This window comes from Mesorhizobium sp. BR1-1-2 (assembly GCF_020165435.1).
Taxonomy (GTDB): domain Bacteria; phylum Pseudomonadota; class Alphaproteobacteria; order Rhizobiales; family Rhizobiaceae; genus Mesorhizobium.
The window spans coordinates 580,875-598,557 of the sequence record NZ_JAIUID010000001.1 but is presented as its reverse complement, the minus strand read 5'-3'; the positions used below and the strand labels follow the sequence as shown (position 1 = coordinate 598,557).

Here is a 17,683-nt window from a genome sequence, read left to right as displayed (position 1 = left end):
AGAAGGTGTCGCCAAAGGCGACGGATGAGGGGTGTTCCAGGGAACGCCGACGTCTCACTCCGCTGGAACACCCCTCATCCGTCTCGGCGCTAGCGCGCCGATCCACCTTCTCCCACAAGGGGAGAAGGTAAAAAGAAAGCGAGACCATCATGCCAAAAGACCTCAACGCCCTCCTCAACAGCTACCTCGCCGACGGCGCGGTGGGTGCCTCGCTGGCCTATTCGACAGGCGGCGCGCCAATCGCCCTCACCGCTGGCCTCGCCGATCGCGCGCATGGCACATCAGTCACATCAGATCAGCTGTTCAAGATCGGCAGCTGCACCAAGACCTTCGTCGCCGCCGCCCTGGTCAAGCTCGCCGAGACGGGCAAGCTCGACCTCGGCGCGCCGATCTCCTCCTGGTTCCCGGATCTGCCGGGTGCGGGGAATATTTCGGTGCGCCAGCTGATCAACCATCGCAGCGGCCTGCCGGAATTCGAATATTACATTCCGATGGATCCGGGCCGGCAATGGACGCCGCAGCAACTGGTCGACATCGCCTTCGCCTCCGACAAGCAGAAGGCATCGGGCGGACCCGCTGTCTACAACAACACCGGCTATGTGCTGGCCGGCATGGTGATCGAGGCCGTCACCGGCCAGTCGCTCGGCGCCTATGTCCGAAGCGCGGTCCTGCAGCCGCTCGCCCTGAAAAACACCTGGTCGCCCGCGACTGAAGCCTTTCCGGAAGAATCCATGGTGCGCGGCTATTATCACCGGCCGCCGCCGGCGCCGGGCGCGCCGACAGACATCGCTTCCGGCGGCGAGATGTGGCGCATGGACGGCGTGCTGCCCTACTCCGACGAATTGCAGGATTCTTCCGATTCCTTCCCGTTCGGCGCCGCCTATGGCTGCGGCGACATGGTGTCGGCGCCATCCGACATGGTGGGCTTCATGCGCGGCCTGTTCTCCGGCAAGCTCTTGTCGCCGCCCTTCTTCGCCGAGATGTTCGAACACCGCGTGCCTGCGAGCTTCCCGGGCACGCGCATGCGCGAGACCGGCGCCGGCATGTTCCAGAGCGCCTATGCCGACCGCGCCTTCTACGGCCACCAGGGCAGCATTCCGGGCTATGTCGCGGTCATGCTGCATGACCCGGAGACCGGCCTCACCATCGCCATGACCAGCAATGTCGGCTCCGGCAACCGTCTGTCCTTCCAGGCCAGCGGCCTGCATCCGGTGGTGGATCAGGCGATCCGGATCATTCTGGGGTGAAGGTCTAGGCCGTTCTGCCCGAGCCCTCCCATGCCGCTCTATAGGTGCGCGGCATCACTCCTGACGGCATCGCCGGAATCCCCGGGCATTTGAATAAAATCCGCCTGTGGATATTTACCCTGCGTTCCGCCAGACCGGCCAAGATATATTAGGGCGAGGTAATGGAGGGATCATTGACCAGCGATTTTTCAGCCGCCCGGGTGCATCTCGAGCGCGCCTACCACTATTTGCGCGGCGATGACGAGACAAGCCGCTCGGCATGCGAAGCCCTCGACCTGCTGATCGAAGCGGTCGCGGAGGCGCAGCACAGGCGATCGGAGGCAGAGGTGTTGGAGTTTCCGCGACCGGCGCGGTTCGCCGACCGCCAGTGATCGTTCCGCCGCGCCCGGCCGACCGCCCGGAGCCGTTCCAGGGCCGTGCTTAACAGCCCTTCGGGATTGCCTAATGGAGTGTTGGAGTGGCTCGGCTATTCTGGCGGGCGGCTTGCCCGCTTCAGGCGCGCCGCCTGTCGGGCGTTCCGGCCGTCGCGCGCGAAACGATCGCCTCCAGCGGCTCGGGACGATGCAGAAAGAAGCCCTGACCGTAGGCGACGCCCATATCCCTAAGCATGGCCAGCGTATCGTGCCGTTCGATCTTCTCGCCCACGACGGCGAAGTCGAGGCTCCTGGCAATGCTGGTCATCGCCAGCACGATCTCGCGGTCGAAGCGGCTGTCGGTGATATGTTCGATGAATGAGCCGTCGATCTTGATCGCATCGACGGGAAAGCGCCTGAGATACTCGAACGAGCTCATGCCGGCGCCGAAATCGTCGAGGCTGACCCGGCAGCGCCGCTCGCGCGCCTTGCGCACGAAGTCCTCGGCGGCGTCGAAATTGGTGACGGCCGCGGTTTCGGTGATCTCGAAGCCGATGCCGGAATGCGGCGCACCGGTTTCCTCGATGGTCTTGTCGACGAAATCCCACAGCCCCGGATCGCTCAATGTCTGAGCCGACAGGTTGAAGCCGAGCGTCAGCGCCCCGGCACGCAGCGCCGGCCCGTGCCGCACCAGCGCCGTGCGGATGATCCAGCGGTCGAGTTTCGAGGCGATGCCGAAACGCTCGGCCACCGGGATGAATTCGCCCGGCGGCACCAGCCGCCCGTTGCGCGCGGCGAGCCTTGCCAGCACTTCGACGTGCCGGCACTCTTGCCACGGCTTTCCCAGGAGATGGATTTCCTGGCCGAACAGTTTCAGCCGCCCGTCGTCCATGGCATCGACGGTGTCGGCTGCGATGCGCGCCGCATTGAGGCCGGCCGCCCCCGATCGCGCCGCCGCCGAAAACACCGCGAAGCGGTTGCGCCCCGCCGCCTTGGCCGCGTAGCAGGCGTCGTCGGCGCAAGCCAGCGCATCGGCCACGGTGGTCGTGGCGTCATCGATGAAGGCGATGCCGATCGAGGCCGCCAGTCGGCGCGATGACGCGGCCGGACCGAGATCGGCCTCGCGCACCGCCCCAAGCACGGCGCCGGCGATCCGCTCGGCCTGCATCGCGTCGCAATGCGGCACCAGCAGCGCGAACTCGTCACCGCCCAGGCGCGCCGCATGCGCCGACGACGGCAGGCAGCCGCGTATGCCCCCCGCGACGCTCTTCAGCGCCAGATCGCCGGCGGCATGCCCGGCGAAGTCATTGAGCGCCTTGAAGTAATCGAGATCGACATAGAACACCGCCAGCGGCGCCCCCGTCGCAATATGCTCGCCAAGCAGCCTGTCGAAGGCGGCGCGGTTCCACAGGCCGGTCAGCGCGTCGTGGCGGGCGGCATAGGCCAGTTCCTGTTCGCGCAGCTTGTCCTCGGTGATGTCGCGCACCGTGCCGAGGATCTGGCCGGCGGCACCGGCGGCGGCCACGAAACGCACCAGCGATTCGACATGACGGATATCGCCGTCGCGCCTGATGATGCGATATTGCGCGGCAATGACGCCGTCGGTTTCCAGCGGCGCCCTGTGGGCGCGTTCGGCCGCTTGCTTGTCGTCGGGATGCAGGTAACTGTGCCATAGGTCGGCGGTCACTTCGTCGGTAACGGCTACAAGGCCGAAAATTTCCCTGGTGCGGAAATCCCAATAGCTTTTGTTGCTGGCGATGTCGTAGTGCCAGATGCCGGTGCCGCTGGCCGCGAGCGCCAGGCGGAAGCGGATGTTGACCTGTTCCAGCGCGGCCTCTGCCGCCTTCTGTTTCGAAATATCGGTCTGCACGCCCATCAGCCGGATCGGTTGGCCGTCGCCGTCGCGTTCGACGATGCCGCCGCGGTCGAGCACCCAGACCCAGTGGCCTTGCTTGTGCCGGAGCCTGAGCTCGGTCTCGATGGTATCGGTCAGGCCGGCGATGTGACGATCGCCGCTGGCCAGCGCCTGCTCGCGATCGTCGGGATGGGTAAGCCGCAGCCAGAGGTCGCTGCTGTTGGCGAGCTCGTCCTCGTCATAGCCCAGCATCCGCGCCCAGGTGGCGGAATAGAAACACTCGCCTGTCCGAAGGTCCCAATCCCAGACGCCAAGTTGGGCGCGCTCCAGGGCCTTCTCCCAGAACGTTCCACTACGGCTTTTCTTGTCCTGACCCGCCATCTTCCGTTTCGTCCAACCCCGCCGGGGGCAATCTGCGGCAAAACCAGAGAAGAAAGCGTTACCGCGCCGGTGGCGCCGCCCGCTTGCGGTCCCGACTTTCGATTGGCGGGCAAGAAGCGGAGTTTGCCCGCCCGCCGATCCCCCTAGTGGTTGCGCGGGGTCGCCGCCCGCCCTGGTGATCTCGTGCGAACAAGAAGAGGACTTTCCAATGACCAAACAGGAAGACAACAAGGCCGTCGTCGTCAGATGGTTCACCGATTTCTGGGGTGAAACCTGCGATCTTTCGGTTGTCGACGCCATCGCCGCGCCCGACATGCTGCTCAAATACTCGCTGCATGAACCGCGCCGCGGCCGCGACGACATCAAGGCCTTCATGACCGATTTCCGCGCCGCCTTCCCGGACCTCAACTTCTGGGCCACCGCCGACCTCATCGCCGAGGGCGACTATGTCGTCGGCCAGTGGGAAGGCGGCGGCACGCATACCGGTCCGGCCTTCAGCGATTTCCTAGTCGGTTCGCTGCCCGCCGCCACCGGCCGTACCATGCGCTTCACCGGCACCACGGTGCTGAAGGTGATCGACGGCAGGATCGTCGAGGAGATCGGGCTCGACGACGGCGTCGCGGCGTTGACCCAGCTCGGCCTGATCAAGGCGGCATAGGGCAGCCACGCGGAACGATCGTTCGGCCAGGCGGCCCCTCGCCGCCTGGCCTCGGTGACTATTGGCTGGGCGCCACCGCGTGTTTGCACGAGACTTTCGGGTTCATGTCGGCGAAGGTGCCGGTCGGGTTGCCCTTCCAGGCCCATGGAGGGAAGGCTCATCCCTTCGGCAGGTACGGGATCGTCCCCGCCAAGTCGGTGTTGTCGATCATCTGGAACCGGCTGTCGCTGCCATCCTGACGGGCCGAGACGAAGGGCGCGTAGGCCGGATCGTTGGCGAAAGCGCGCGCCGCCGCTTCCGACGGGAATGCCATCAGCGCGATCAGCGTGGTGTCGAGCGGCTTGCCTTCAAGGGTCTTCACATTGCCGCTGCGCGACAGATACCTGCCGCCATGCTTGTGGACCAGGTCGTGCACCGATGCGGCGTAGGCCGGTATCCACTGCGGGTTCTTCACCTTGATGTCCGCGATGACATATGTGGTCATGGTCGTCTCCCTGTTACGGCGCACAGGGCAGATCCCCGCGGCCGGTCAAAGGGCTCGCATGGCAGGGCCGGCGCCGGCCAGTCCGCGATCTGTACCGGGCCGGTACAGTTTCCGTACTGGCCGCTTCTTTCATGAAGGCCTAATGTTCGGCCCGGGTTCGAGGGAGAACGTCGGATTATGGCCCAGCACGGATACAAGCAGTTCTGCCCGCTATCGATGGCCGCCGAGGTGCTGTGCACCCGCTGGACGATGGTGCTGATGCGCGAATTGGTGGCGGGTTCGACCCGCTTCAACGACCTGCGCCGCGGCGTCCCCAAAATGTCGCCCAGCCTTCTGTCGCAACGGCTGAAGGAGCTTGAGCTCGCCGGGATCGTCGAGCGCAAGGAAGTGCCGGGCGAGAAGGGCATCTCCGAATACCGGCTGACGGAGGCCGGCCGAGATTTGCGCCCCGTCGTGGAGGCGATGGGTTTTTGGGGACAAAAATGGGTCGAGTCCCGGCTGTCCCTCAAGAACCTCGATCCGTCGCTGCTGATGTGGGACATGCGGCGCAACCTGAACCCCTCGCCGCTACCCGAGGGGCGCACCGTGATACAGTTCCTGTACCAAGACCTGCCGGCGTCCAAACGCTCATGGTGGCTGATCGTCGAAAAGCATGGCGAGGTCGATCTGTGCTGGTACGATCCGGGCTTAGACGTCGACCTCTATGTCTCGACCGACCTGCACACGATGACGGCGATCTGGATGGGATTGATCACGGTCGAGAAGGCAGGTGCAAAGGTCGCCTTGACCGGAGATCAGCACATCGCAAGGAAGATGCAAACATGGCTAGGGCTGAGCCCGTTCGCGGTCGAGCCCAAGCGGGCGGCGTAGGAGTCTGGAGCCCGTTAGGCGCGCTTTCGACCCCCATCATTTGCAAGATGATAGGGTTTCACGAGGATTTCGGCGGGAATGTTCCATTCCTTGTTCAGTTTGAAGACCATGTCCAGGGTCAAGGCCCGCTTCCTGTTCAGCACCTCCGTTGCCCGCGGCGATGATCCGATCACCTCGGCCAGAGCCTTTCGCGACAAGTTGAACAACTCCATGTGGGACTGAATTGCTTCAACGGGATCGGGTGCTTCAATGGGATAGTGCTTGTCTTCATAGGCCTCGATCAGGGTCGCGAGAACATCAAATCGGTCGCCATCGGGAGAGCCGATTTCCGGCTCGTTCTCGAAATATTGGGTGATTTCGGCAATCGCCCAATCGTAATCGGCTTCGGTCTTAAGGGGTCGAATGTTTTCCATCACACCTTCTCCGGATCAATCTTGTCATATTCTTTGTGTGTCCCGACGAATTTGATCAGAACCCGGTGAAACTTGTAGGCGACATGGACAACCAGGCGGTACTTGTTGCCTCCGATGTCGAAAATGACGCGATTGTCGCCGACGAAATCGACCGTCGCTCCAAACGTATCCTTGATGTCGGCCGGGGCCTTCCAATCAGCATTGCTCACCGCCACATACCAAGCCGTCAAAGGAGTTTCGGCTTGATTGTGTTTGGCCCAAAACTCCTTCAGCGCCTTCCTGGCGATGATCTGCATGGCCAAATATAGCAATTTCCCAAAATGGGAACAAGGGGAATTTCCCAAATTGGGAAATCAAGGGACCTGTCAGTTGGCAGGAAACGGGTGGCGACGCGGGTCGTCTGCGGCTTCAATGCCGGCATGTTCATCACCCTTGCCAAGAATCTCAAACCCGCGCCGCTGCCGGTGGCCGACGATCCGCGCTGGGCGCTGATCGTGGCGCGCGACAAATCGGCCGATGGCAGCTTCTGGTATTCGGTGGCGACGACCGGCGTCTATTGCCGGCCCTCCTGCCCGTCGCGGCGCGCCAATCCGAAGAACGTGCAGCTGCACGACACGCTGGACGACGCCAGGGCGACCGGCTTCCGCGCCTGCCGGCGCTGCAATCCCGACGGACCTTCGCTCGAGGCCGGCAACGCAGCGATGGTGGCCGAGGCTTGCCGCCGGATCGAACGGAGCGAGGAAGAACCGTCGCTCGGTGAACTGGCCGCCGCCGCCGGCCGCAGCGCGGGCTATTTCCACCGCACCTTCAAGGCCGTGACCGGCCTGACGCCGAAGGATTACGCGGCCGCCCGGCGCGCCGAAAGGGTGCGCCGGGGCCTGGAAGACGGCGCCAGCGTGACAGCGGCGATCTACGATGCCGGCTTCAATTCGAGCGGGCGCTTCTATGAGAAGTCGACCGGCATGCTCGGCATGACGCCGACGCGCTATCGCGCCGGCGGCGCCAGCGAGGAGATCCGCTTCGCCGTCGGCCAATGCTCGCTCGGCGCCATCCTTGTCGCGTCGAGCAGGAAGGGCGTCGCCGCGATCCTGCTCGGCGACGAACCGGACGCGCTGGTGCGCGACCTGCAGGACCGTTTCCCCAAGGCGTGCCTGATCGGTGCCGACCGCGACTATGAGGCGCTCGTCGCCCGCGTCGTCGGCTTCGTCGAGGCTCCAAGGGTCGGTCTCGACCTGCCGCTCGACCTGCGCGGCACCGCGTTCCGGCAGCGGGTCTGGCAGGCCCTGCGCGACATCCCGGCCGGCCACACCGTCTCCTATGCCGAGATCGCAGCGCGCATCGGCGCGCCGAAGGCGACCCGCGCCGTTGCCGGCGCCTGCGCCGCCAACGCGCTCGCGGTCGCCATTCCCTGCCACCGCGTGATCCGCAAGGACGGCGCCCTGTCCGGCTACGCCTGGGGCGCCGAGCGCAAGCGCGCGCTGCTCGGCCGCGAGGCCTGAGGAGGACCGGCAATGGGCGCGATGGCAAGGTCTTCCATCACCGATGCGGACATTCGGGTCCCCCATCGCGGCGCCGTCAGACGCGCCAAAGATGCGCGGTCGCTGGTGATGGCTGCGATCGGCGAGCTTGTCGAGAGCGGCAAGGCCGAGTGGAGCCGTGGCGCCACCGGCGAGATCGAACTGCGGCTGTTATCAGGCGAGGTGTTCCTGCTGGGCGAGATGTCCGTCACGCGTGTCGCTTAAGCGTGCTGGGCTGAGTGCGAGTATCAAGATCAGCGCTCTACGGCGCCCCCCTCTGCCCTGCCGGGCATCTCCCCCATTTGGGGGGAGATTGGCAGCTTCGGCGCCTTGCTCATTCCTGCCACGTTGGAGGTTTGGCGAAGGCAGTGATGATAGCCAATCTCCCCCCAAGTGGGGGAGATGTCGGGCAGAACAGAGGGGGGCGCCGTGGAGCGCTTACCTTCCGCAGCTCGGGCCCAAATCCCAAGATTCGAATTTGAAAGCAAGCACCGGAGTGAGTGACGCAAGGCAGGGGTCTAGGGTTCAGGCACACAGAAGGAATGAAAACAATGAACCTCATGCAAACCCATATGCCGGCGACCGCCTCCAACGCTGCCGCCCTCGGCACCATCGCCTATGCCATCGGCCAATCCGCGATCGGCAACATCCTGGCGGCACGCAGCCATATTGGCGTCTGCGCCATCCTGGTCGGCTCCGACGCCGAGGCGCTGGCGCAGGACCTCGCCAGCCGCTTCCCCGGCAGGATGCTGGTCGAGGACGAGACCGCCTTGCAACACGATCTCGCGGCGATAGCACGCTTCATCGAAACGCCCGCCGCCGGTCTCGAGCTGCCGCTCGACATCAGCCACGGCACACCGTTCCAGCAGCGGGTCTGGGAGATGCTGCGCGCGATTCCGTGCGGTGCCACGATCACTTATACCGCCCTAGCCCAACGCCTCGGCCAGCTGAACGGCGCCCGCGCCGTGGCGACCGCCTGCGCCGCCAACGCGATCGCGCTCGGCATTCCCTGCCACCGCGTCGTCCGCGCCGATGGCACGCCCTCCGGCTACCGCTGGGGCACTGAGCGCAAGCGCGCCCTGCTCGACAGGGAGACCGCGATATGAACGCCCATGCCAAGGTTGCGGCATCGGTGGTGAAGGCCGCCGAGGAACGCGTTGCCGCTTACGACTGGCCAGCCCTAGCCGCCGAACTCGACGGCTTCGGCTGTGCGGTGATGGAAAAGCTGCTCACGCCGCAGGAGTGCCGGCAGATCGCCGGGCTCTATTCGGACGAACAGCATTTCCGCAGTCACGTCCACATGGCCAGGCACGGCTTCGGCAAGGGCGAATACCGTTATTTCCGCTACCCCTTGCCGGACCTGATCGGCGGCTTGCGCACCGCGCTCTATCCCAGGCTCACCGAGGTCGCCAACCGGTGGAACGAGCGCATGGGCCTGGCCGCGCGTTATCCCGGCGCCCACGCCGCCTTTCTCGAACAGTGCCACGCAGCCGGCCAGGTCAGGCCGACGCCGCTTCTGCTGCAATACGTGCCCGGCGACTTCAACTGCCTGCACCAGGACCTCTATGGCGACCTCGCCTTTCCGCTGCAGGTGGCGATTCTGCTTTCAGAACCCGGCGAGGATTTCACCGGCGGCGAGTTCGCCCTGACCGAACAGCGACCGCGCATGCAGAGCCGGGTGGAAGTGGTGCCCTTGCGCCAGGGCGATGCCGTCGCCTTCGCCGTCCACAACCGGCCGGTGCAGGGCACCAAGGGCAATTACCGCGTCAATCTGCGCCACGGCGTCAGCCGCCTGCGCTCGGGCATGCGGCACACGGTGGGCATTATTTTTCATGATGCGAAGTGAGCGGTGGCTCACGCGTCCCAATAGGGCGGGTCGCCAAAGACATCGCGCAGCCATGCGGTAAGCGCGCGCAATTTGGCAGACCCGCGCCGGTCCTCGGGACAGGCGAGGTAGATCGTGGCTCCTTCAGGCTCGGCACCGACATCGACGGCAGCCAGTCGCTTGTCGGCGAGCTCCGTCTGGATGAAGTATGCCGGGAGCAATGCCAAGCCGAGGCCGGCAAGGGCAGCATCGCGCATCAAAATCCCATTGTTGACCCGCAGTCCGGTTTCCGGTCGGACCGTCACCAGCCGCCGCTTGATTTTGAACCGCCAGTCGGCAGCGCCCCGGATAGAGTAGATGATGCCTTTGTGGCGTTTCAGGTCCTCGATGCTCCTCGGCCACCCGAACCGCTCGAGATAGTCGGGCGAGGCCACCAGGAAGCGGCGGCTGGAGGCCAGCTTCCTGACGATGACGGGCCCATCCTCGACCACGGGCCCGTGACGCAAGACGGCATCGTAGCCGTCGGCCACCAAGCTGACGAAACGATCGTCGAGGTCGAGCGTCAGCTCGATCCGTGGATGTCTGGCGAGGAAATCGAACAGTGCCGCGCCGAGGTGGAGGATGCCGAAACTCGTCGGCGCGGCGATTCTAAGCTGTCCGGTGAGATCACCTCTGCGCTCCGCGATTTCCGCACTGGCGTCGGCTACCTCTCGCATGATGCGCTTGGCGCGTTCGTAGAAACTCCGTCCTGTCTCGGTGATGGACAATTTGCGGGTTGTGCGGTCGAGCAGCTTCGTACCCAGGCTGCGTTCGAGTTCCGAAAGCCGCTCGCTGATGACAGATTTCGACAGCGACATGCGCCGGGCCGCTTCGCTGATCGAACCGGATTCCGCGACGGCGACGAAAGCGGCGGCGGATTCTAGCTTCAGCATTGTTCGGCTTTCCCGAATTCACCATTAGGCGACCGCCGCCTAACGAAATCAAACAGATAGTGCCATAACTGCATTGGCTGCGATACGCGCGGCAGAGCGAAATCTCGGGAGAATACCATGTTCCGTCCTTTGATCATCATCCTCGGCCTGCTTGCGATGAGCTTTCCAGCCATGGCGCGGGTAATGCCGTTTCCTGCCGCCTTCAAGGCGCGCACCATCGAGACCAACGGCACCAGCCTGAATGTCCGCGTCGGCGGCACAGGCCCGGCAGTGCTGCTGCTGCACGGCTTCGGCGACACCGGCGACATGTGGGCGCCGGTCGCGGCAAGATTGATGAAGGACCATACGGTGATCGTGCCGGACCTGCGCGGCATGGGACTGTCCGCACATCCAGACACCGGCTACGCCAAGAAGAACCAGGCGGTCGATATCGCCGGCGTGATGGATGCGCTGAAAATCGACCAGGTCGATCTGGTGACGCACGACATCGGCAACATGGTCGGCTACGCGTTGGCCGCGCAATATCCGAAGCGTGTCACCAGATGGGTTGTCATCGACGCGCCCCTGCCGGGAATCGGCGACTGGGACAAGATCAAGCAAACCCCGCTCTTGTGGCACTTCAACTTCCGTGGCCCCGACATGGAGCGGCTGGTGAAGGGCCGCGAGCGCATCTATCTCGATCGCTTCTACAACGAGCTTTCCGCCGATCCCCGAAAGATCGACGAGGCGACGCGCGCCCACTACGCCAAGCTTTATGCCAGGCCGCATGCCATGCATGACGCTTTCGAACAGTTCAAGGCATTCGATCAGGACGCCGCCGACAACCAGGCGATGCTTTCCGCCGGCGGCAAACTGCCCATGCCGGTTCTGGCCGTCGGCGCCGAAAAATCGGCGGGCACCACGCAGGCAGATATTCTGCGGTTCGTCGCCGCCGATGTGACCGGAGCCATCGTGCCCGCCTCGGGCCATTGGATCATGGAAGAAAACCCGGATGCCACGGTCAAGCTCATCGCCGACTTCCTCGCCAGGTAGCAGCCGCTTCCGGAGATTACCCGGGGCTTTGCCGTAATCGATCTTGTGAAACGAAGCCGTACGGCTTGCTCCTCGCAAGGGCGCTGTCGGCGCAAATGGGAGACTTTCTATGTCGGTATCGGATTTCCTGGTTCTGGGAGCCACGGCTGTAATGGCTGCGGCGGTACCTGCATTGACCGCCAATGCCCCGAAGAAAACGGCCGTGCTGGTCCATGGCGCCTTCGCCGACGGCTCGAGCTGGAGCAAGGTCATTCCATTGCTGGAAGCCAAGGGGCTCAATGTGGTGGCGGTGCAAAACCCGTTGAGCTCGCTTGCCGCCGACGTCGACGCGACCAGACGTGTTATCGATGCCCAGTCGGGACCGGTCATCCTGGTTGGCCATTCCTGGGGCGGTGTCGTCATCAGCCAGGCGGGCGTGAACGACAAGGTCAAGGCGCTGGTCTACGTCGCCGCCTTCGCGCCGCCGAAGGGCGTCTCCATCAACGATCTTGGCAAGGGCCAGCCGGCGCCATGGGCCGGTTCGCTGCAAGCCGACAGCGCCGGTTATCTCCGGCTAAGCCCCGAGGGCGTCGCCCTACACTTCGCGCAAGACCTGCCGCCGGGCGAAATCAGCGTGATCACCGCCACCCAGGGACCGGCCTTCTCGGGGATCTTCGATGAAAGGCTTGAGGCCGCCGCCTACGAAACCAAGCCGAGCTGGTACATAGTCGCCAAGAACGACGGCATGATCCCACCGGCAGCCGAGGCCGCCATGGCCAAGGCGATCGGCGCCGAGGTGACCGAGCTATCGACCAGCCACGTCCCGATGCTCTCCAGGCCGCGAGAAGTCGCCGATGTCATCCTGGCGGCGGCGGACGCGTTGAAATAGCCAAGAACCGTCCCATCGCATGCTCTTTCGTCGCACCGCGACTGTCGCACTTGAAGACGAACAGACGCGGCCATGGGATTCCGCCGAAACGGTTTTGGGGCAGGGCTTACGCCACCCTGTCACCCCGCTGGCGCGTATCGGCTCACCACCATGCCGCAGGCATAGGATTTCGAGCCGAGCAGCCGCAATGTCCGGAACCCGCCTTGGTCGAAGATGCGGCGTCCGGCGCCCAGCACCGCCGGGTTGATGAACAGCTGGAACTCGTCGACCAGCCCGGTCGCGATCAGCGCCGAGGCGAAGCCGGCGCCGCCGAATACCGCGATGTCGCCGCCCTCGCCCGCCTTGAGCGCGCCGACCTCCCGTGGCAGGTCGCCGCTGACCACTGTCGTGCGCTCCCATCGCGAGGCCTTGAGCCTGTCGCTCGGCACCACCTTCTTCGCCTCGACGATGCGCTGGGCAAAAGCATAGAATGCGTCCCTGGGAAATTTCTTGGCCGCATTGCCCCAATGAGTGAGGTAGCCTTCCTCGGCCATCTTGCGGCTAAGCAGGATGGTATCGATGCCGGCGAAGACGGCGTTGAAATCCCGTTTCAGCTCCTCGTCCCAGGCGCTGTCGTCGCCCCATTCCCAGAGCTGCCAGCGATGATCCGCGTCGGCGCCGACAAAACCGTCGACCGACATCTGCATCTGCAGGATCAGCTTTTTCATTATGGTTCTCCCTGGTCAAAGGGCCGAGCGGCTCGTTTTACCCGCTCGGCCGGCACGGCTGCCGATGGTTTACATTTGGAACTATTGACCTGAGATGAAAATGCTGTCAATAGTAAAGCGATTTAAAAATGGAACCATGCACATGTCGACGCGGGACCGGTCCGGCTGCCCCATCAACCTGTCGCTCGAATTGCTCGGCGACCGCTGGACGCTGCTCATCATCCGAGATCTGGTCTTCGCCGGAAAAAAACACTTTCGCGAATTCCTGCAATCCGACGAGGGCATATCCTCGCGCACGCTGGCCGAGCGCCTCCAGACATTGCAGGACGAAGGCATCCTCACCCGCAGCGGTGATCCCACGCATGGGTTGAAGGCGATCTATCGCCTGACCGAGGCCGGCATCGACCTTGTGCCCGTGCTGGCCACGCTCGGTGCCTGGGGCAGCAAGCACCGCAAGGCCGACGATCATCTGGCAAGGATCGCCGATAAGCTCGCTGCCGGCGGGGAGCCGGCGCTGGAGCGCCTGAAGCAGGCGCTGCGAGCGGAGCATCTCGGTTAATGGATGCCGCCCAAGGCGGCCTCGGGACAACGACACGCATCGGCAACGCGCGTTGAAAAGCGTGTGACGGCCCTGTGTTCGGAATAGCGCAAAAACAAGCACGCCGGCGACGAGCTAGGGCGTGCGCAATATGTCGGCGCCCGCCTGCTCATCGAACAGCACGGCACAGCCGCATTGCAGCGCGACTTCACTCAACGCATTCGCAACCGTTTCGTCGGCCGAGACGAAATCGCCGGTCAGCACCCGCAATTCCTCCACGGCCCTGGCCATCGACACCAGCCGCCCGGCGGCGCGGTCGGTCGAGCAGGCGTTGACGACGCAAACCAGATCGATCATTTCAAAGTTGCCCATGCCAGCCTCCGCATGCAGCTCCCTTCGGCCCGTCAACGCGATTGTGAGCGACAATGTTCCGGCAGATCGCGACCTCGCTTGACAGCGAGCAATGTTTGTTCTCTTTATGTTCCATATTCTACAACGTGGCGAGGAACCGGGGATGGAGCCCACCATCCTGCATGCCGATCTCGACGCTTTCTATGCCTCGGTCGAGCAGCTTCTCGACCCGTCGCTGCGCGGCAAGCCGATCGCGGTCGGCGGCGGCGTCGTGCTCGCCGCCTCCTACGAGGCCCGCGCTTTCGGCGTGCGCGGCGGCATGCCGGGCCGCAAGGCGCGCGAGCTCTGCCCGCAGCTGATCTTCGTCGGCGGAAATTTCCGCGACTACCAGCGGCTCGGCGACGCCGCGATGAAGGTGCTCGACGATTTCACGCCGCTGGTCGAGCGCATCTCCATCGACGAGGCCTTCGCCGATGTCGCCGGTTGCACGCATCTGTTCGGACAGCCGCGGGAGATCGCCTCGACCATTCGCCGCCGCGTGCGGAGCGAACTCGGCCTGCCGATCTCGATCGGCGTCGCACGCACCAAGCACCTGGCCAAGATCGCCTCGCAGGTGGCCAAGCCCGACGGACTGGTGGTGGTCGAGCCCGGCACCGAGATCGCCTTCCTGCACGACCTGCCGGTCTCGCTGATGTGGGGCGTCGGCCCGGCGACCAAGGCGCGGCTGGCCGAGATCGGCGTCGAGACCATCGGCGAACTGGCCAGGACGCACAGCGGCGCGCTGGCGCGGCTGCTCGGCCCCGCCGCCGGCGAAAAGCTCGCCGCCTTGTCGTGGAACCGCGACCCGCGCAGATTGGAAACACATCGCCGCGCCCATTCGGCCGGGGCCCAGTCGGCGCTTGGCCGCAAGCCGGCGCTGGAAAGCGTCTACATCCCCGTCCTGCTGCATCTGGCCGACCGCGTCGCCAGCCGGTTGCGCGCCAAGGCGCGCCCCGGCCGCACGGTGACGGTGCGCGTGCGCTTCGCCGACCTCAGCGCCGTCACCCGCTCGACCACATCAGACCAGCCGATTTCGGCGACGGTGATGCTGGCCGAGATCGCGACAGACCTGGTGCGGGGCGTGCTTGCCGATCATCCGCATGACAGGACGATTTCGCTGCTGGCGATCTCCGTCTCGCATCTGGAGGAAAGTGCCGAATTGCAGCTCGAACTGCCGCTCGGCCTCGCCGACGAAAAGCGCCGCCCCGGCACCAGGAAGGGCCTCGCACGCTTCGGCGCCGACCGCGCCATCGACAAGATCCGCGAGCGCTTCGGCAAACAGGCCGTCGGCTACGGCACCGTGGCGCTGGAGGCGGCCCGTTCCGTGCCCGACGAGTTCAGGGAATTGGCGCAGAAGGAATTGTGAACGGGAATGGCTGTCTCGTCCGTCAGACCTGCGCTGCCCGAATGGCACACCTCTTTGCTTCAGAGGCGCATCGTGCCGAAGACCCGATCCCAGAACAGCGACGTCACGCCGTAATTGACGTTTTCGTCGACATGATGATGCAGCGCGTGGCGGCGCTTCAGCGTGTAGAGATAGCTCGGATGCCTGGGATGCCAGTGATGGATCATGTGGTGGATGCTGATGTACCAAAGGTAGCCCAGCATCAGCCCGCAGCTCGCCGCGCTGGCGACCGCGAAATCCGAAGCCATCCATATGGGGAAGAACGCGACAAGCGCATGCACGCCGAGGCTGAGCCAGGTGGGCGTGCCCACCGGACTGCGCTCCTCGACGTGATGGCGGTCGTGCAGATCCCTGATCCAGGGAATGTGGTGAAGGACGAACCGGTGCATGACGTATTCGATCAGCGTCCACAAGCAGAGACAAGCGATGACCGTGGCCAGCCAGCCCGGCGCATTTTCTTCTCCGGCCTCGAGCAGTCCGGCGACGGCGAGCACGACGATCGCCAGCGGATACACCACGAAGTCGCTATAGTATCCAACGAGACCGAGTTCCATCGGGACCAAGCCTTCAACGCCGAAGAAGCGATGAGATTGCCGAACGCGCGCGCGAGAAGCAACGCGGATGTACCTGACATAGCGTCGCAATCACCTCGCGCAAGGTCCGCGGCAACGATTTGGAAGCAGTCAACCGGCTGCTGCCCTCGAAACCAGCCTCGCAACGAACTGAAAAATGGCGGAACTCAGCGTGGTCCCGAATGGACAGCCAACTCTTGATCGCCGTCAACAGCGCGGCACCGTCGACGTGGCCGCGATGGCGTGCTTCACATTCGATGGCACGCCCTCACCCGAACCTCGCCATCGTCCACGCCCCATCAGCCGCGTTCGACTCCACGGCCGCGGCGACGAACTTCACGCCGCGCGCGCCGTCGACCACATCGGGCACCTGCGCCGCCCGGGCCGCATCGACGGCAGCGCCCGAACGATGCGCGCGGATGATGTCGGCGGCGTCGCGGTAGAAATTGGCAAAGGCCTCGATATAGCCTTCGGGATGCGCCGCCGGCATGCGTGACACGCGCCGGCTTTCCTGCGTCGAGCCATGGCCGCCGCGCACGAGCGTGCGGGTTTCCTCGCCATATCTGGAGAAACGCAGTTCCTCGGGCCGCGTGCCCGACCATTCGAGCCCGGCCTTGTCGCCATAGATGCGCACGGAGAGATCATTATAGTGGCCGGGCGACGTCTGGCTGGCCAGGATCGTGCCGCGTGCGCCGCCCGCCCAGCGCACCAGCACATGCGCGTTGTCGTCGAGCCGCCGTCCCGGCACGGCGGTGAACAGGTCGGCTGACACCGTCTCGGCCTCGTGGCCGCTGATGAAACTCGCCAGATTGAAGGCATGCACGCCGATATCGGCCAGCACCGCCGATTGTCCGGCACGCGCCGGGTCGGTACGCCATTCCGCCTGCTTCTGGCCGTCGGCATCGATCGGCCTGGTCAGCCAGTCCTGGATATAGGCGCCGTGCACGGAGACGATGCGGCCGAGCTCACCCGCCGCCACCATCTCGCGCGCCTGGCGCACCATGGCGTAGCCGGTGTTGTTGAGGGTGACGACGAAGCGGCGATTTTTCTCCCGCGCCAGCGCCACCAGGGCTTGCGCCTCGCCCAGCGTCGTCGACAGCGGCTTGTCGCAGATCACATCGATGCCGGCTTCGAGAAAGGCTGTCGCGACCGGCGCGTGCAGGTGGTTGGGCGTGACGATAACGACGGCCTCGATGCCGTCCGGGCGCGCCGCCTCCGCCTTTGCCATCATGCGGTAATCGGCATAGCTGCGCTCCGGCGCGATGCCGATCTCGGCGGCCGAGGCGGCGGCGTTCCCGGGGTCGGACGATAGCGCCCCGGCCACCAACGCGATCTGGTCGTCAAGCCGCATGGCGAGGCGATGCACCGCGCCGATGAAGGCGCCCTGCCCGCCTCCCACCATGCCGACGCGCAAACGCTTGCCCGCCGATCCGTCCGATGTCGCATAGACCATGCTGATGATTCCTCCCGATAGTTTGTTTGCCCAGCACCCACTGTCGAGTTCTGTGACGCCCCCTCTGTCCTGCCGGACATCTCCCCCTCGAGGGGGAGATCGGATGTCACGCCGGCTTTCGCCAATTGCCGGCGTTGCATGAAAGGCGTCGCGGTCGACGCTTCCAATCTCCCGCCTGTGGGG

21 protein-coding genes are annotated in these 17,683 nt (G+C 64.8%); 12 read left to right on the top strand and 9 right to left on the bottom strand.

Annotated elements, in window-relative coordinates; genetic code table 11:
- The first annotated feature begins 149 nt into the window (after positions 1-149).
- Complete coding sequence (locus tag LB551_RS02940; protein ID WP_224658140.1) at positions 150-1,247, top strand: serine hydrolase domain-containing protein; 1,098 nt, start codon at positions 150-152, stop codon at positions 1,245-1,247.
- Between the two features lie 173 nt (positions 1,248-1,420).
- The gene (locus tag LB551_RS02935) at positions 1,421-1,618 is read left to right on the top strand and encodes a hypothetical protein (protein ID WP_224658139.1); all 198 of its coding nucleotides are present in this window, start codon (positions 1,421-1,423) and stop codon (positions 1,616-1,618) included.
- Positions 1,619-1,739: 121 nt separating this feature from the next.
- Here the strand turns inward: LB551_RS02935 and LB551_RS02930 are convergent, their stop codons facing one another.
- Positions 1,740-3,836 (bottom strand): EAL domain-containing protein, encoded by a 2,097-nt coding sequence (locus LB551_RS02930; RefSeq protein ID WP_224658138.1) that lies wholly within the window; start codon positions 3,834-3,836, stop codon positions 1,740-1,742.
- Between the two features lie 208 nt (positions 3,837-4,044).
- Between LB551_RS02930 and LB551_RS02925 the strand changes: the two genes are divergently transcribed.
- On the top strand, positions 4,045-4,494 hold the full coding sequence (locus tag LB551_RS02925; protein ID WP_224624378.1) for an ester cyclase: 450 nt from the start codon (positions 4,045-4,047) through the stop codon (positions 4,492-4,494).
- 157 nt (positions 4,495-4,651) lie between these two features.
- Here the strand turns inward: LB551_RS02925 and LB551_RS02920 are convergent, their stop codons facing one another.
- Positions 4,652-4,978, bottom strand: a complete 327-nt coding sequence (locus LB551_RS02920) for a DUF1330 domain-containing protein (protein WP_224658137.1) — start codon at positions 4,976-4,978, stop codon at positions 4,652-4,654.
- Positions 4,979-5,155: 177 nt separating this feature from the next.
- On the opposite strand from LB551_RS02920, the gene LB551_RS02915 reads away from it, so the two are divergent.
- Positions 5,156-5,848 carry a winged helix-turn-helix transcriptional regulator gene (locus LB551_RS02915; RefSeq protein ID WP_224658136.1) on the top strand — a complete coding sequence of 231 codons (693 nt, stop codon included), beginning with the start codon at positions 5,156-5,158 and terminating at the stop codon, positions 5,846-5,848.
- Between the two features lie 14 nt (positions 5,849-5,862).
- Here LB551_RS02915 and LB551_RS02910 read toward each other — a convergent pair whose 3' ends face one another.
- Both LB551_RS02910 and LB551_RS02905 read right to left on the bottom strand, forming a co-directional pair.
- Complete coding sequence (locus LB551_RS02910; RefSeq protein WP_140642841.1) at positions 5,863-6,261, bottom strand: type II toxin-antitoxin system HigA family antitoxin; 399 nt, start codon at positions 6,259-6,261, stop codon at positions 5,863-5,865.
- The gene (locus tag LB551_RS02905; RefSeq protein ID WP_224658194.1) at positions 6,261-6,557 is read right to left on the bottom strand and encodes a type II toxin-antitoxin system HigB family toxin; all 297 of its coding nucleotides are present in this window, start codon (positions 6,555-6,557) and stop codon (positions 6,261-6,263) included. Before LB551_RS02905 ends, LB551_RS02910 begins: the two co-directional genes overlap by 1 nt.
- Positions 6,558-6,680: 123 nt before the next feature.
- Here LB551_RS02905 and ada point away from each other — a divergent pair, with 123 nt between their 5' ends.
- From ada to LB551_RS02885, 4 genes are all read left to right on the top strand, one after another.
- Positions 6,681-7,760 carry a bifunctional DNA-binding transcriptional regulator/O6-methylguanine-DNA methyltransferase Ada gene (gene ada / locus LB551_RS02900; RefSeq protein WP_224658193.1) on the top strand — a complete coding sequence of 360 codons (1,080 nt, stop codon included), beginning with the start codon at positions 6,681-6,683 and terminating at the stop codon, positions 7,758-7,760.
- Positions 7,761-7,772: 12 nt separating this feature from the next.
- A complete protein-coding gene (locus LB551_RS02895; protein ID WP_224658135.1) occupies positions 7,773-8,003 on the top strand; it encodes a hypothetical protein in 231 nt (76 codons plus the stop codon).
- Positions 8,004-8,329: 326 nt separating this feature from the next.
- Positions 8,330-8,884: a methylated-DNA--[protein]-cysteine S-methyltransferase gene (locus tag LB551_RS02890; protein ID WP_224658134.1), complete on the top strand. Its 555-nt coding sequence runs from the start codon at positions 8,330-8,332 to the stop codon at positions 8,882-8,884.
- On the top strand, positions 8,881-9,624 hold the full coding sequence (locus tag LB551_RS02885; RefSeq protein ID WP_140552228.1) for a 2OG-Fe(II) oxygenase: 744 nt from the start codon (positions 8,881-8,883) through the stop codon (positions 9,622-9,624). The genes LB551_RS02890 and LB551_RS02885 overlap by 4 nt, the downstream gene beginning before the upstream one ends.
- A gap of 8 nt (positions 9,625-9,632) precedes the next feature.
- Here LB551_RS02885 and LB551_RS02880 read toward each other — a convergent pair whose 3' ends face one another.
- The gene (locus LB551_RS02880) at positions 9,633-10,535 is read right to left on the bottom strand and encodes a LysR family transcriptional regulator (RefSeq protein ID WP_224658133.1); all 903 of its coding nucleotides are present in this window, start codon (positions 10,533-10,535) and stop codon (positions 9,633-9,635) included.
- A 117-nt stretch (positions 10,536-10,652) separates the two neighbouring features.
- On the opposite strand from LB551_RS02880, the gene LB551_RS02875 reads away from it, so the two are divergent.
- Together LB551_RS02875 and LB551_RS02870 are read left to right on the top strand one after the other, a co-directional pair.
- Positions 10,653-11,567 carry an alpha/beta fold hydrolase gene (locus tag LB551_RS02875; protein WP_224658132.1) on the top strand — a complete coding sequence of 305 codons (915 nt, stop codon included), beginning with the start codon at positions 10,653-10,655 and terminating at the stop codon, positions 11,565-11,567.
- A 109-nt stretch (positions 11,568-11,676) separates the two neighbouring features.
- Entirely contained in the window at positions 11,677-12,435 is a 759-nt protein-coding gene (locus tag LB551_RS02870) for an alpha/beta fold hydrolase (RefSeq protein WP_224658131.1), read from the top strand.
- A 119-nt stretch (positions 12,436-12,554) separates the two neighbouring features.
- On the opposite strand, the gene LB551_RS02865 is transcribed toward LB551_RS02870, so the two are convergent.
- The gene (locus LB551_RS02865) at positions 12,555-13,142 is read right to left on the bottom strand and encodes a dihydrofolate reductase family protein (protein ID WP_224658130.1); all 588 of its coding nucleotides are present in this window, start codon (positions 13,140-13,142) and stop codon (positions 12,555-12,557) included.
- Between the two features lie 142 nt (positions 13,143-13,284).
- On the opposite strand from LB551_RS02865, the gene LB551_RS02860 reads away from it, so the two are divergent.
- Complete coding sequence (locus tag LB551_RS02860) at positions 13,285-13,701, top strand: winged helix-turn-helix transcriptional regulator (RefSeq protein ID WP_140552233.1); 417 nt, start codon at positions 13,285-13,287, stop codon at positions 13,699-13,701.
- Positions 13,702-13,815: 114 nt separating this feature from the next.
- Here LB551_RS02860 and LB551_RS02855 read toward each other — a convergent pair whose 3' ends face one another.
- Positions 13,816-14,052: a hypothetical protein gene (locus LB551_RS02855; RefSeq protein WP_140552234.1), complete on the bottom strand. Its 237-nt coding sequence runs from the start codon at positions 14,050-14,052 to the stop codon at positions 13,816-13,818.
- A gap of 142 nt (positions 14,053-14,194) precedes the next feature.
- On the opposite strand from LB551_RS02855, the gene dinB reads away from it, so the two are divergent.
- Positions 14,195-15,436 (top strand): DNA polymerase IV, encoded by a 1,242-nt coding sequence (gene dinB, locus LB551_RS02850; protein ID WP_224658129.1) that lies wholly within the window; start codon positions 14,195-14,197, stop codon positions 15,434-15,436.
- Between the two features lie 59 nt (positions 15,437-15,495).
- Here dinB and LB551_RS02845 read toward each other — a convergent pair whose 3' ends face one another.
- Positions 15,496-16,029 (bottom strand): sterol desaturase family protein, encoded by a 534-nt coding sequence (locus tag LB551_RS02845; protein ID WP_224658128.1) that lies wholly within the window; start codon positions 16,027-16,029, stop codon positions 15,496-15,498.
- A gap of 286 nt (positions 16,030-16,315) precedes the next feature.
- The gene (locus LB551_RS02840; protein ID WP_224658127.1) at positions 16,316-17,500 is read right to left on the bottom strand and encodes a Gfo/Idh/MocA family protein; all 1,185 of its coding nucleotides are present in this window, start codon (positions 17,498-17,500) and stop codon (positions 16,316-16,318) included.
- Positions 17,501-17,683: the final 183 nt, after the last annotated feature.